1 pseudogene is annotated in these 406 nt (G+C 43.6%); it reads right to left on the reverse strand.

What is annotated here, in order from left to right:
* A pseudogene (locus tag HC175_RS19640) lies at nt 1-406 on the reverse strand (ComEA family DNA-binding protein); the annotation flags it as partial.

The following is a 406-nucleotide window of genomic DNA, read 5'->3' on the forward strand; positions in this document are numbered from 1 at the left end:
TTGAAGGAAGGCGCAAGGATCTTCAGTAAAGAATCTGAAACCCCCGTCACCCCCTGAAACTCTTCAGCAGAATTCACCCACAGCTCCTGCGCCCTGTATTCATGGAGCCTGTCAATTTCTTCAAGAGACATCCCGAGCATGTAACCTTTATAATCTGAAATAAAATTGGGATTGAAGGGTTTGAGCGGAATAGAAATTTCCTGCGACCGCACCTGCTTCAGGGAATCCATCTCCTTTTGCAGCTGAAAAACCAACTGCTCCTGCTCCGGATCCTCTGCCACTTCAGAAGAAAAAGGATAGAAAAAATAGACCAGTTGCAGCAGAATAATAATTCCGATCAAAACAAAGATCCCATTTTGCTGACTTCGGTTGAAAACAAAATGGGACCTGAAATTTTTCATGCTAT

Source organism: Salinimicrobium oceani (genome assembly GCF_012037645.1).